5 protein-coding genes are annotated in these 14,634 nt (G+C 71.6%); all 5 read right to left on the minus strand.

Going from position 1 to position 14,634, the window contains the following annotated elements; genetic code table 11:
- Positions 1-69: 69 nt before the first annotated feature.
- Genes G406_RS0108050 through G406_RS58135 form a run of 5 tightly spaced genes read right to left on the minus strand, consistent with a single transcriptional unit; the run spans position 70 to position 14,627 of the window.
- The gene (locus G406_RS0108050; protein ID WP_028933449.1) at positions 70-1,203 is read right to left on the minus strand and encodes an HAD-IIIC family phosphatase; all 1,134 of its coding nucleotides are present in this window, start codon (positions 1,201-1,203) and stop codon (positions 70-72) included.
- 55 nt (positions 1,204-1,258) lie between these two features.
- Complete coding sequence (locus G406_RS0108055) at positions 1,259-2,380, minus strand: acyl-CoA dehydrogenase family protein (protein ID WP_051341807.1); 1,122 nt, start codon at positions 2,378-2,380, stop codon at positions 1,259-1,261.
- On the minus strand, positions 2,373-2,663 hold the full coding sequence (locus G406_RS0108060) for an acyl carrier protein (protein ID WP_028933451.1): 291 nt from the start codon (positions 2,661-2,663) through the stop codon (positions 2,373-2,375). Before G406_RS0108060 ends, G406_RS0108055 begins: the two co-directional genes overlap by 8 nt.
- Complete coding sequence (locus G406_RS0108065) at positions 2,660-3,526, minus strand: 3-hydroxyacyl-CoA dehydrogenase family protein (protein WP_028933452.1); 867 nt, start codon at positions 3,524-3,526, stop codon at positions 2,660-2,662. Before G406_RS0108065 ends, G406_RS0108060 begins: the two co-directional genes overlap by 4 nt.
- Before the next feature lie 25 nt (positions 3,527-3,551).
- Positions 3,552-14,627 carry a type I polyketide synthase gene (locus G406_RS58135; protein ID WP_037075673.1) on the minus strand — a complete coding sequence of 3,692 codons (11,076 nt, stop codon included), beginning with the start codon at positions 14,625-14,627 and terminating at the stop codon, positions 3,552-3,554.
- Positions 14,628-14,634: the final 7 nt, after the last annotated feature.

Here is a 14,634-nt window from a genome sequence, read left to right on the forward strand (position 1 = left end):
TGGTGTGCTCCACATTCCGTAGCCGAGACGGTGGCGGCGGGTGACCGGCCGCTCACCCGGTCACCCCGATCAGGCCGGTGCAGCTACCGACCGGTCGCCCGAGCGAACCGAGCGCGGCGAGGGAATGGCCACGGTCAGGTCGGGCGCGACGAGCCGCATGGTCGTCGGGCCCTCCCGACGGGCGGGGACCAGGTGCAGACACTGGATGTCGGCGTCGGCGGCGGTGCGCTGGACTCCGCTCAGGCACTCACCCGAGTCCTGGGTGAAACCCGCGAAGCGGTAGGCGATCTCCATCATGCGGTTGCGGTCGGTCGGCCGGAAGTCGGCGGCCAGGTGCACGCCGGCCTGGGCGGCCTGGTCGACCAGCCAGTTCAGCAGCACCGTGCCGGCACCGAAGGTCACGACCCGGCACGACGTGGCGAGCAGCTTGAGGTGCCAGACGCCGGGGTGGCGGGCCAGCAGCAGGACACCGACGGCACCGTGCGGGCCGAACCTGTCGGTGAGGGTGATCGTGAGGACCTCGTGGTCGGGGTCGACCAGCAGGCCGCGCAGGACCGGGTCGGAGTAGTGCACCCCGGTGGCGTTCATCTGGCTGGTCCGCAGCGTGAGTTCCTCGACCCGGGACAGGTCCTCCTGGTCGGCGCGCTTGATCGCCATCACCAGGTCCAGGGAACGCAGGAAGTCCTCGTCAGGGCCGTCGAAGGACTCCTTCTCCACCGTGCGCCGGGTGTTGGCCTGGTACATCTCGCGACGGCGGCTGGCATCGACGGTCACGACGGCCGGGCTGAACTCGGGCCGGTCGACCAGCGAGAGGACGTCCTGCTCGGTGTAACAGCGCACCTCCGGGACGTGGTAGGTGACCTCGGCCCGCTCGGTCGGTGTGTCGTCGATGAACGCGATCGTGGTGAGGGCGAACTGCAGCTCCTTCGCGATGGTGGTCACCGCGTCGGACTTGCGGCCCCAGCTGATCTGGGGCACCAGGAAGTACTCGGCGACGCCGAGCTCCTCCAGCCGTCGCCAGGCCAGGTCGTGGTCGTTCTTGCTGGCGATCGACTGCAGGATTCCTCGGGAGTCGAGCTCGACGATGACGGCGCGCACCTCGTCGGACAGGCGGACCTCGGTGTCCTCCAACAGGGTGCCCTGCCACAGGGTGTTGTCGAGATCCCAGACCAGGCACTTGACGAGCGTGGTGTTTTCGGACATGGAAGGGCCCTCCGTACAGACCGGATTCTGTGTGGTCGGTGCAATCGGGATGTGGTCAGAACGCTTGGGAAAGGGCGTGGTCGGCCAGGATCAGCTGGCAGATCTCGTTGCTGCCCTCGATGATTTCCATCAGCTTGGCGTCGCGATAGGCGCGGGCGACGACGTGTCCGTCCATAGCTCCTGCCGAGCCGAGGACCTGCACGGCGGTCGCGGCGCTGTGGGCGGCCTGCCCGGCGCTGACGTGCTTGGCCAGCACGGTCGAGACCGCCATGTCCGGCGCGAACGCCTGCCAGGCCGCGCTGGCGTGCTCGCAGACCCGGGTCGTGATCTGTTCCGCGACGACGAGCTCCGCGAGGTGCCGGCCGACGAGCTGGTGCTCACCGATCGGCTTGCCGAACTGCTCGCGGTTCTTGGCGTGCTCGGTGGCCGCTCGCAGGCAGGCCCTGACGATTCCGGCACAGCCCCAGGCGATCGAGATCCGGCCGTACGACAGGGCGGTGGTGAAGAGCATGGACAGGTCCTGACCGCCACCGCCCAGCACATGGCCGGCCGGGAGCCGCACGTCGTCGAGACGGACATGCCAGTGCCCGGCCGCGCGGCACCCGAGCGCGGGTGTGGGGATCGGGATCAGCGCGACCCCGGGGGCCGATGTCGGCACGACCACGACCGCGCCCCCGTCGTCCTGGCGGCCGAGAATCATCAGGTGGTCGGCGTACCGGGCGCCGGTCACCCACTTCTTCTCACCGGAGACGACGACGGTATCGCCCTCGAAGCGGATCCGGGTCCGCATCGCGGCCAGGTCACTTCCGGCTTCGGGTTCGCTGAAGCCGACGGCGGCCAGCTGTCCGCTGGTCAGCTGGGCGAGATAGTCCCGGCGCTGGGTCCGGTCACCGAAGCGGGACACCATCCAGGCGGCCATCCCGTGCGAGGTCATGATGCTGCGGGTTGAGCCGCACAGGCTGCCGACGTAGGCGGTGAGCTCGCCGCTCGTGCCACTGTCGAGGCCGAGCCCGCCGGCGGCCGAGGGCACCTCGGCGCAGAGCAGACCCCATGCTCCGAGCTTGCGCAGCAGGTCGATCGGCAGCTCACCGGAGAGGTCCCAGTCCTCGGCGTGATCGGCGATGAGCTCACCGATCAGGGCTCGCCCGTCGTCCAGTTGCTGGGTCTGCTCAGACATCGGCCGTGACGCCGCCCTCGGAGAGGCGCAGCACCAGTGCGGCCATCACCTTGGCGGTACGAAAATTGTCGAGTTTCAGCTCGGACCCGATGATGGCGATGTCGTAGGTCGATTCGAGATGAACGACCAGTTGCATGGCGAACATCGACGAGACCAGGCCGGAGGCGAAAATGTCGTCGTCCGGCCCGAGCTCGGTCTTCGTCTTCTCGATGAGATAGCTGGTCAGTGTGCTTTCGATCGCCTCAGCCGTCAGCGGGTTCGCCGCGGCGGTCCCGTCGGTCACGACGCCACCTTTCCGTAGTCGTAGAAGCCTTCGCCGGTCTTCCGGCCGAACTTGCCCGCCCGTACCAGGTCGAGCAGGAACTCACAGGGCTGGCAACTGGTGTCACCGGTGCGCGTGTAGAGCACGTTGAGCGAGTCGACGAGGTTGTCGAGGCCGATGAGGTCGGCCGTGCGCAGCGGCCCGGTCGCATGTCCGAGGCAGCCTTCGAGCAGGCCGTCGACCACCTCGACCGGTGCGATGCCGTCCTGGACCAGCCGTGCCGCGCTGTTGATCAGCGGGTGCAGGACGCGGTTGATCACGAACCCTGGGCCGTCGTCGACGACCAGACCGGTGCGCCCGAGCGTCCCCAGCAGGTCGGTGACCGCCGTCAGGCTGGCGTCGCTGGTGCGTGGGCCCCGGATCACCTCGACCATGGCGATCAGGTAGGCGGGGTTCATGAAGTGGACGCCGACCAGCTCCTCGGCCCTGGCCACCGAGGACGCCATCTCGTCGATCGGGATGCACGAGGTGTTCGAGATCAGCAGGGTGCCCGGCCGGACGATCTGGGAGACCTCGCCGAGTACCTTCGCCTTGGTCTCCGGAACCTCGGTGACGGCCTCGATCACGGTCGTGGCGTCGGCCGCGTCGGCCAGCGACACACTCGTGGTCAGCGCGGCAGGTGCGCGGTCGGCCGGCAGCTTGCCCATCAGCTGGGCGTGCCGCAGCTTGAGTGCGATCGTCTCCTTCGCCTGCGTCAGCTCCTGTTCGCCGACGTCGACGAGCACAACGGGAACCCCGTGGCCGAGGGCCAGCACGGCGATGTTCGTACCCATCACCCCGCCGCCGACGACCGCCAGGCGGTGATCGCGTGGATCGGTACTCATGTCTCTGCTCCTTGACGGTGTCGGTTCACAGCTGGGTCAGCCATTCCTCGATCGCGGCTGCGGTTGTCGCCACGTGTTCGCCCAACATCGAGAAGTGGTCACCGGGCACCTCGACGGCCGCGGCGCGACGGGAGTAGGCCCACGTCGACCGGTGGGTGGTGATCTGCATCGCCCCCGGGATGGGGTCGCTGGCCCAGACCTGAAGCGTCGGCACGGTCGACGTGCCGACCTCCTGCCAGTCGAACCGGTAGTAGTGCGCCATCGCGGTCAACCAGGCGGTGTCCTCGACGTCGTGGGAGTTGTGCTCCAGCGCGCCGTCGAGGAGGCCGGACCAGTTGACCCCGGTCAGCCCGTTCTTCGGCGGTGACATGGTGTCGAGGAGCACCAGCCCGGCCGGAGCCCGGCCGATGTCCTCCAGGTGCCTGGCGACCGCGTGGGCGACCATCCCGCCGCTGGAATGGCCGAGCAGCACCACGGACACGTCGCCGAGCGATCTGGTCAGCGCCTCGACCTGCACCTGGACGAGGTCGGCCAGGCTCGCGGGCAGCGGCTCGTCCTCGCGGAAGCCGGGCTCGGAGAGCACCGACATCGAGCGGACGCCCTGGAACCGCCCGGCCAGCCGGGCGTACTCCTGCGGACCGGAACGGCCGAAGAACGACGGCAGGCAGACCATCCCGAAGGTCGCCGGTCCCCGCGCGACCGTCATCGGCGCCGGGATGTTGTCCAGCTCGTCGATGGCGGAGAACTTCGGCCGGAACGCTGCCAGCCCGGTCATCAGCGCCATGGCCTCGTCGGCTCGGCCCGCTCCGGCGGCCTGCTGGTACAGGACGCCGAGCGCGAGCGTCGACACCGCGTCACGGTCGACGCGGGCCGACAGAACGTACCGATGTGTGTCGGGCGCCCTGGTGCTCGCCGGTTCGAGCTGGTGGAGCAGGTGCTGGGCCAGCGCGCTGACGGTCGGGCAGTCGAACACCACCGTGCTCGCCAGGCGCAGCCCGCTCGCGGAACCGAGCCGGTTGCGCAGCTCCACCGCGGTCAACGAGTCGAACCCGAGCTCGCTGAACGGGCGCACCAGGTCCACCTCGTCGGCCGATTCGTGTCCGAGCACCGCCGCGACCTCGGCCCGGACCAGGCCGGTGACGATCCGGTCCCGCTCGGCAGGCGACCGGCCGGCCAGCTGGTGGGTCAGCGCGGTGGTCTCGTGCGCGTTCGGTTCCGGCTCCGCGCGGGAGAACACCTCCCGGACCTCCGGGAGGTCCGCGATCAGTGGGCTCGGCCGCAGCAGGGTGAACACCTCGGCGAACCGGGCCCAGTCGACGTCGGCGACCGTGACCGCCCCGCCACCGCCGTCCACGACCGAGGCCAGTGCCCCGATCCCCCGGTCGCCGTCGAGGAAGCGCAACCCTCGCGAGCTGAGCCCGGTCCTCGTCTCCTCGCTGCCGGCCATGCCGGCACCGCCCCACGGGCCCCACGCCACCGACGCCCCGGCCAGGCCCCGAGCCCGCCGGTTCTCGATCAACGCGTCGAGGAAGGCGTTCCCGGCCGCGTAGCCCGGCTGCGCTCCGCTGCCCCAGGTCGACGAGATCGATGAGAACACCACGAACTGCGCCAGATCCAGCTCGACCGTCAGCTGGTCGAGCCACACCGCCCCACCGACCTTCGCCGCCATCACCTCGGCCAGTCCGGCCAGGTCGGCCTGGTCGACCAGCGTGGTCTCGGCGACACCGGCGGCGTGCAGCACCGCAGTCAACCCGGGACCGCTGTCCGCGACCCACCTCAGCAGTCCGGCGACGTCGTCGCGAACACCGACGTCACCGGCCAGCACCGCCACGGAGGCTCCGGACTCGGCCAGGTCCGCCGCCAGCCGTGCCACCCCGGGCGCGTTCGCCCCCGATCGGCTGGTCACCGCGATCCGGTCGGCGCCACGGCCGGCGGCCCAGCGAGCCGCGTGCCCGCCGAGAGCGCCGCTGCCGCCGGTCACCAGGACCGTGCCGCGCGGGGTCCACCGGGCATCGCGCCCCCTGGCGGGTTCCGCTCGGACCAGCCGGCGTCCCAGTATGCCGGTGCCCCGGATGGCCACCTGATCCTCGAAACCCGGGCCGGCGCCGGCCAGCACGGCGCACAGGCGCTGCGCCGCCCGCCCGTCGAGTACGTCCGGCAGGTCGATGAGACCGCCCCAACGGTTCGGGTGTTCGAGACCGACCACCCGGCCGAAGCCCCACACCTGAGCCAGCATCGGCGCGGTCAGCACCTCGCCCTCGACGGCCGCCACCGCTCCACGGGTCAGCACCCACAGCGGTGCCGCGACCCCCAGGTCGCCCAGCGCCTGGACCAGCCCCACTGTCGCGGCCAGGCCGGCGGCCACCACCGGGTGGCGCTCCAGCGGCTCCGGCTCCAGCGCCAGCAGCGAGACGACCCCGGTGACGGTGGGCAGGTCGTCGAGAGCCTGGCCGACCCTGGCGGCGATCGACGCCCGGTCCAGCTGCCCGCGGGCCACCTCCACGACCACCGGCTCAGCTCCGTGCACGGTCAGCGCACGCACGTGGTCCTCGGCCTGCTCGGCCCGGTAGACGACCACGAGCCACACACCGGACAGCACCGCCGCCACCGGATCGGGCACCCGGGCCCAGGAGATCGCGTACCGCCAGGCGGCGCTGACCGAGTCCTCCCGCTCCCTGCGTCGCCAGGAGGCCAGCATCGGCAGGACCCCGTCGAGCCGCTCCCGATCCTCCACCGCCAGCTCGTCGGCCAGTGCCCGGACGTCGCCGCCCTCGACAGCGGCCCAGAACCGTGCCTCCCCCGTTGTGCCGGTCCGGGACCCGGTGGGCAGCTCGGCCGGCATCCCCGTCCCGATCCAGAAACGCCTCCTGCTGAAGGCATAGGTCGGGAGATCGACCCGCCGTCCGACCGGCAGCAGGGCGGTCCAGTCCACGCTCACTCCGTGGACATGCGCGCGGCCGAGCGCGGCGTACACGGAGGTCGCGGCCGGGGTGTTCGGGCGCAGCAGTGGAATGAACTCCGCACAGTCCTCCGCACTCTCGCCGGCGTCGGGATCGGCGTCGCCGAGCGCCGTGGAGGCCATCCCGGAGAGCGTCCCGTCCGGGCCGATCTCGATGAAGACGGACACACTCAGCTCGGCCATCGCCTTCACCGCGTCCGCGAACCGCACGGGCTGACGGGCCTGGGCCGTCCAGTACCCCGCGTCGGGAGCCTCGACGGGCGCACCCGACAGCGCACCCACCCAGGACGTCGCCGGCATGCGGTGTTCCAGACCGGCGGCCGCCGTTCCCAGCTCGGCCAGCGCCGGGTCCATCAGGGCCGAGTGGAAGGCATGGCTGACGCGCAGCCGGCGCACGCGCCGGCCCTGCTCCCGCCACCGACGAACCAGCTCGTCGACCGCGACCTCCTCACCCGAGACGACGACGGAGAGCGGCCCGTTCACGGCCGCGAGCGACACCCCGGGCACGCCCTCGAGCTCGGCGAGGACCTCGGCCTCGCTCGCCGCGACGGCCGCCATCGCCCCACCCGGCGGCAGATCCTGCATCAGCCGGGCCCGAGCCGCCACGAGCGCACAGGCGTCCTCGAGGCTCAGCACTCCGGCCGCGTGCGCCGCCGCGATCTCGCCCACCGAGTGCCCGGCGACCACGTCGGGCACGATCCCGGCCTCGGCCAGCACCGCGACCAGCCCGACCTCCAACGCGAACAGGCCGGTCTGGGCGAACACCGTCTGATCGGCCCGACCTGCCTCCCGGTCGTCACCGTGGTCCGGCACCGCACCCGGGTCGTCCTCGGGCGCACCGAGCACGACCTCGCGGATGGGCAACCCGAGCTCGGCCTCCAGCAGGTCGGCGGCGCGATCGAACGCCGCCGCGAACACCGGACTGGCCGTGTAGAGCTGCCGTCCCATTCCGGCCCGTTGGGCCCCCTGGCCGGCGAACAGGAACCCGACCCGTGCCGGCCGGCCGGCCGGCACCGTCCCGGTGAGCACGGTGGCCGTCGACTCGCCCTCGGCCACCGCGGTCGCTCCTGACAGCAGCTCGGTCAGGTCGGACCCCAGCACCACCGCGCGGTGCTCGAACGCCGACCGTGCCGTGGCCAGCGACCAGCCCACGTCGGCCGGGGCCACACCGTCACGGCCGCGCACCCACGCCACCAGCCGACCCGCCTGCGCGGCCAGCACACCCGCGGTCCGGCCGGAGAGCGGCCACGCCGGTGGGGCGTCGAGCAGCACCGCCGGTCGGCCCTCGGCACCGTTCGCACCCTCCGGCTCCGGAGCACCTACAGGCGGCGGCTCCTCGAGGATGAGGTGTGCGTTGGTGCCACTGATACCGAAGGACGACACGCCGGCCCGCCGAGGCCTCCCGTTCACCGGCCACGGCCTGGCCTCGGCCAGTAGCTCGACATGGCCTGCCGACCAGTCGATGTTGTGCGCCGGCTCGTCCGCGTGCAGGCTCACCGGCAGCTCCTGGTGCTGCAGGGCGAGGACCATCTTCATCACGCCTGCCGCACCGGCCGCGCTCTGCGTGTGGCCGAGGTTGGTCTTGACCGAGCCGAGCCACAGCGGCCGGTCGGCGGGACGGTCACGACCGTAGGTCGCCAACACCGCCTGCGCCTCGATCGGATCGCCCAGCGACGTACCGGTCCCGTGCGCCTCCACCACATCCACATCAGCAGCGGCCAACCCCGCACTCGCCAACGCCGCCCGAATCACCCGCTGCTGCGACGGACCATTCGGCGCGGTCAAACCATTCGACGCACCATCCTGATTGACCGCACTACCCCGAACCACCGCCAACACCGGATGACCGTTGCGCCGCGCATCCGACAACCGCTCCAGGACGACCACTCCGGCGCCCTCGGCCAGCCCCATCCCGTCGGCGTCGGCCGAGAACGGCTTGGACCGGCCGTCGGCGGCAAGTGCTCCCTGTTGGGCGAAGCTCAGGAACCCGCCCTGATCGATCATGAGCATCACACCGCCGGCCAGTGCCAGCGAGCATTCGCCTGCCCGCAGCGCCGAGGCGGCCAGGTGCATCGCGACCAGTGAGGAGGAGCAGGCGGTGTCCACCGTGACCGCCGGGCCCTCCAACCCCAGCGTGTAGGAGACCCGTCCGGAGATCACGCTGGCGATGTTGCCGGTGAGCAGGTGCCCGGCGGCGCCGTCGCCCGTCACTCCCAGATCCGAGTACCCGGACGCGGTGGCGCCGACGAAGACGCCGGTCGTCGACTCGCGCAGCGAGGTCGGGTCGATGCCGGCGTGCTCGAACGCCTCCCAGCAGATTTCCAGGAGCAGCCGCTGCTGTGGATCCATGGCCAGCGCCTCACGCGGGCTGATCCGGAAGAAGCCGGGGTCGAACGCCGCGGCGTCGTCGACGAATCCGCCTCCCCTCGTGGAACTGCCGGGGCTGCCGGGATCCGGGTCGTAGCTGCCGGAGAGGTCCCAGCCCCGGTTGTCGGGAAATCCCGAGATCGCGTCCGTGCCCGAGTTGAGCAGGTGCCACATCTCGTCCGGGCTGTTGACGCCACCGGGGAACCGGCAGCCCATGCCGACGATGACGATGGGGTCGTCGGTGGTGGCCGCGATGGGGGTTACCGGGATGGGGACGACGTCGTCGAGGACGCCGCTGAGTTGCTTGCCGATGTGCTGGCTCAGCGCGGCGGGGCTGGGGTAGTCGAACACCAGCGTCGCGGGCAGTCGCAGCCCGGTGGCCTGGTTGAGCCGGTTCCGAAGGTCCACGGCAGTGAGCGAGTCAAACCCGAGCTCGGTGAACGCCCGTGCCGGCTCGATCGCCTCCGGCGACGAGTGCCCGAGCACCGCGGCGGCCTGGGCCCGCACGAGCTGGGTCAGGATCCGGTCGCGCTCGGACTCGGGAGCCCCGGCCAGCTGCTGATGCAGGATGGAGGTGTCGGGGGCGGCGTTGGCGGCCGAGCTGATGACCGGGCGGATCGGACCGGACAGTGTGTGCAGCAACCGAGGCAGCGCCTGTCCTCGAGAGGCGGCCACACGCAGCGTCGCGACGTCGATCCGGCTGGGTACGAGCAGGGCTTCGTCGCGGGTCAGGGCCAGGTCGAGCACGGCAAGGCCCTCGTCGGCGCCGAAGTTGCCACCGGAGTTGACCTGAGCCAACTGGCTGGCACTCAGGTTGCGGCCGATCCCGATCTCGGCGACCCACGCACCCCACGCCAACGACAACCCCGGCAACCCCACCGCACGCCGATGCGCGGCCAACCCGTCGAGAAACGCATTACCCGCGGCGTAGTTGCCCTGACCACCACCACCGAAAACAGCCGCCGTCGAGGAGAACATCACGAAGTGTTCGACCGGATGGCCCGCCGTCAGCTCATGCAGGTTCCACGCCGTATCGGTCTTCGGCCGCATCACCGCATCAACCCGCTCAGGCGTCAGCGAACCCACCACACCGTCATCCACGATCCCTGCGGTGTGAATGACACCGGTCAACGGACAGCCGACCGGCAGACCAGCCACCACGCCGCTCAGCGCCACACGGTCCCCGGTGTCCGCCGCCACGATGTGAACATCGGCGCCGGCCTCGGCCACCGCCGAGGCAACCTCGGCCGGACCAGCCCCCGTACTCGCCGCCATCGGACCGGAACGACTGACCAACAACAGATGCCGAGCCCGACCCGTCGCCGCCAGATGCCGCGCGGTCAACCCACCCAACGTGCCCGTACCACCGGTCACCAACACCGCACCGGGTTCCTCGGCGGCGCCGGATTCCTCGGCCGGGACGGAGGTGTCGGTGGTCTCCGGGTCGGTCACCAGGCCCGTCGGGCGGACCAGGCGGCGTCCGTAGGCCTGGCCGTCGCGGACGGCGAGCTCCGGCTCCGGTGACGAGAGCGCTTCGGTGAGCAGACCGACCAGGTCGGCGCCCGGGTCGGTGGGCAGGTCCACCAACAACAGGCGGCCGGGGTTCTCGGTCTGGGCCGACCGCACCAGGCCCCAGACCCCCGCAGCGGCCAGGTCGGCGACGCCTTCCCCTGGCCGGACCGCGACCGCGCCCCGAGTCACCACCACCAGCCGGGTGTCGGCCAGCGAGTCAAGGCTCAGCCACTGCTGCAGCAGGGCGACCATCTCGTTGGTCAGCCGGCGTGCGGCCCGACCTTGATCACCGTCTTCCGTCCGGTCCACATCACCGGTACCCACGGCGGTCAGCAGCACCCCGGGCACCGGAGTGGCCGCATCGGCCAGCACCGACAGGTCCGGATGGACCTCCGGCTCCACTCCCCCGGCGACCAGGCCCTCGACCACGCCGAGGGAGTCCGCGCCCACCACGACCCAAGGCCCGGTCTCGGCGACCGGAGCGGTTGTCGAGTCGGTGTCGGGGATGGCAGACCACTCCACGCCGAAGAGGGCCTCTTCGGCCGGCTGATCGGCCGATGCCGGTGCGGCCGAGGGCACCGGCCGCAATGCCAGCCGACCCACCGAGATCACCGGTGCGCCCGCCCCGTCGACCGCGAGCAGCGACACCGCACCGTTGGGTCCGCGCCGCAGCCGGGCTCGCAGGGATGTGGCGCCCGAGGCGAACAGCGACACCTCGGACCAGACGAACGGCATCTGCGCGCCCTCGTCCAGCAGCTTCATCCACACCGCGTGCAACGTGGCGTCCAGCACGGTCGGATGGATCCCGAAGGCGGCCGCGCCTGTGTCGACGTCCTCGGGGGACGCCACCTCGACGAAGATGTCCTCGCCCCGTTCCCAGACGGCGCTGAGCCCTTGGAAGGCCGGACCGTAGTCCTGGCCGGCCTCCGCCAGCGCCTCGTACAGCCCGCCGATGTCGGTCGCGGTCGCGTCGGACGGTGGCCACACCGTGAAGTCGGTCGTGTCCTGCTCGGCCGGGGACCCGCACGGACCGATCTGCCCGCTCGCGTAGCGCACCCAGCCCGCGCCGGCATCCTGCGGGCGAGCGTAGATCTCCACCTCGCGCAGGCCGTCCTGGCCCGGGCCGCCGACGGTGATCTGGACCTGAACCTCGGCGTCCGGGGGCAGGACCAGCGGAGCGGCCAGGGTCAGCTCCTCGACACGGGTGCACCCCACCAGATGCCCCGCCACCACCGCCAACTCGACATACCCGGTACCCGGAAAGAACGGAAAACCACCCACCACGTGCTCACCCAGCCACGGCTGAGCCCGCACCGACAACCGACCCGTCACCACCCGGGCATCACCATCGGCCAACTCCACCGCCGCACCCAGAAGCGGATGCCCGATCGAATCCAAACCAGCCGACCGCACATCCCCCGCCCCGCCCGACAACGACACCGGCCAGAACCGCTGACGCTCGAACGCATACGTCGGCAACTCAACCCGCGAACCACCGACCAACACCCCTGGCCAGTCGACGACCACCCCGCGTACGTGGAGTTCGGCCAGGGATTCCAGCAGCCGAGGGACGCCGCCGTCGTCACGGCGCAGCGTGCCGACCACGATGGGTGCCGAACCAGCTCGGGCTTCGCCCGCGGTGCCGACCATGCCCTCCAGGGTGGTTTCGACGGCCGCGGTCAGGACCGGGTGGGGCGACACCTCGACGAAGAGTCCGTACCCGCCCTGGCGCAGGCCCCTGACGGCGCGGTCGAACTGGACGGAGTTGCGCAGGCTCGCGTACCAGTACTCGGCGTCAGCCTCCGGGCCAGCCAGGTGCTCACCGGTCATCGCCGACACCATCGGCACGCTGGCCGGACCGGGAACGATCCCGGACAACGCACCCAGCACCTGCCCCCGGATGCCCTCCACCTGCGGCCCGTGCGAGGCATAGTCAACCGGCAACAACCGCGCCCGAACCCCGTCCCGCTCACACTCGCCCAGCAGCTCCCGCAAGTCAGCGAGATCACCCGACACGACCGTCGCATCCGGACCGTTCACCGCCGCCACCGCCACCCCGGGCCGTACGGTCAACCGGGCCTCGACCTGCTCCAGCGGCGCACCGATCGAGGCCATGCCGCCGAGGCCCGACAACGCCGTCAGCGCCTGGCTACGGAGCGCGACGACCTTCGCCGCGTCGTCCAGACCCAGGATTCCCGCGACCACAGCGGCGGCGATCTCACCCTGGCTGTGTCCCACCACCGCGTCCGGCCGCACCCCGGCCGCCTGCCACACCGCGGCCAGCGACACCATCACCGCCCACAGCGCCGGCTGCACCACATCGACGCGGTCCAGACCGGGCGCGTCCGGCTCACCGGCCAGCACCGCGCCGAGTGACCAGTCCACGTGGGGCTCCAGCGCGCGCTCGCACTCGGCGAGACGCGCGGCGAAGACCGGGCTCGCCCCGATCAGCTCCCGCCCCATCCCGAGCCACTGCGACCCCTGACCGGGGAAGACGAACACCGTCGGGCCACGGACAGCGGCAACGCCGGAGACCACACCCGCGGCAGGCTCACCAGCGGCGACGGCCACCAGTCCGGTCAGCAACCCGGCTCGCTCAGCCTCGACGACAACCGCGCGCCGCTCGAAGACGGTCCGGGTCGCGGCCAGTGACCAGCCCACATCGACAAGATCCACACTCGGGTCGCCGTCGACCCGCGCGCCCAACCGCCGGGCCTGCCCCGCCAGCGCACCGGTCGATCGCGCCGACAACGCCCAGGCCACGCACGGTCCGCTCAGGACGTTCGGCAGCGCGCCCCCGCTCGAGGGGTCGGTCCGGCGACCGCTCGCCTCGGCGCCCGACGGGCCGTCGCCCGCCATCGTGGAGTCGGACTCGGGTGGCGCCTCCTCGACGATCAGGTGGGCATTGGTCCCGCTGATGCCGAAGGAAGACACCCCGGCCCGACGGGGGCGGGCCTTGCTCTCGGCGTCGCCGGCATCCGGGAGCCACGGCCGGGGCTCGGTGAGCAACTCGATCTGACCGGCCGACCAGTCGACCCTGGCCGTCGGTTCGTCCACGTGCAGGGTCCGGGGCAGCTCCCGGTGTCGCAGGGCCTGGACCATCTTCATCAGGCCGGCGGCCCCCGCGGCGGCACCGGTGTGGGCGAAGTTGGACTTCACCGACCCGAGCCAGAGCGGACGGTCCGGCGCGCGGTCGCGGCCGTAGGTGGCCAGCAGCGCCTGCGCCTCGATCGGGTCGCCCAGCGTCGTGCCGGTGCCGTGCGCCTCGACGGCGTCCACGTCGTCGGCGGACAGCCGGGCGTTGGACAGCGCGGTGCGGATGACCCGCTGCTGGGAGGGCCCGTTCGGCGCGGTCAGCCCGTTGGATGCGCCGTCCTGGTTGATCGCGCTGCCTCGGATGACGGCCAGCACCGGATGGCCGTTGCGGCGCGCGTCGGTGAGACGTTCCAACAGGAACATGCCGGCGCCCTCGCTCCAGGCGATGCCGTTGGCCGCGCTGGCAAAGGCCTTGCACCGCCCGTCCGGGGCCAGTCCTCCCTGCTGGGCGAAGTCGGCGAAGGAGTCGGGGGTGGCGAGCACGGTCACCCCGCCTGCCAGTGCCATCGAGGACTCGCCCGAGCGCAGCGACTGGCACGCCAGGTGGATGGCGACCAGGGACGAGGAGCACGCCGTGTCCACGGTCACCGCGGGGCCCTCGAGTCCCAGCGAGTAGGCGACCCGCCCGGAGATCACCGCGGCAAGACTGCCGGTGAGCAGATAGCCGCCGGTGCCCTCAGTGCCGGCCACCCCGACGGCGTACCCGGAGTGGGTGCCCCCGGCGAAGACGCCGGTCTTCGAACCGCGCAGATCGGCCGGGTCGATCCCGGCCTGTTCGAGGGTCTCCCAGGTGACCTCGAGCAGCATCCGCTGCTGCGGGTCCATCGCCAGGGCCTCGCGCGGGCTGATGCCGAAGAACCCCGAGTCGAAGCACGGCGTCTGCTCGACGAACCCACCGGCCCGGACGTAGCTGCCCTCGTTGCCCGAGAGGATGGTCCCCCAGCCCCGGTCGTCGGGGAACTCGGTGATCGCGTCCCGACCGGCGGCCACCAGGTCCCAGAGCTCGTCCGGGCTGGTCACCCCGCCCGGGAACCGGCAGCCCATGCCGACGATGGCGATCGGCGCCCAGGACGCCTCGGTCAGCTGCTGGTTGTGCTGGCGGAGCCGGTCACTCTCCTTCAGGGATGCGCGCAGCGCATCGAGGACCCTGTCCGATGACGTGGCCATTACGGCA

Source organism: Actinospineispora spinosispora DSM 44797, assembly GCF_000429025.1.
Taxonomy (GTDB): Bacteria; Actinomycetota; Actinomycetes; order Mycobacteriales; family Pseudonocardiaceae; genus Pseudonocardia; species Pseudonocardia spinosispora.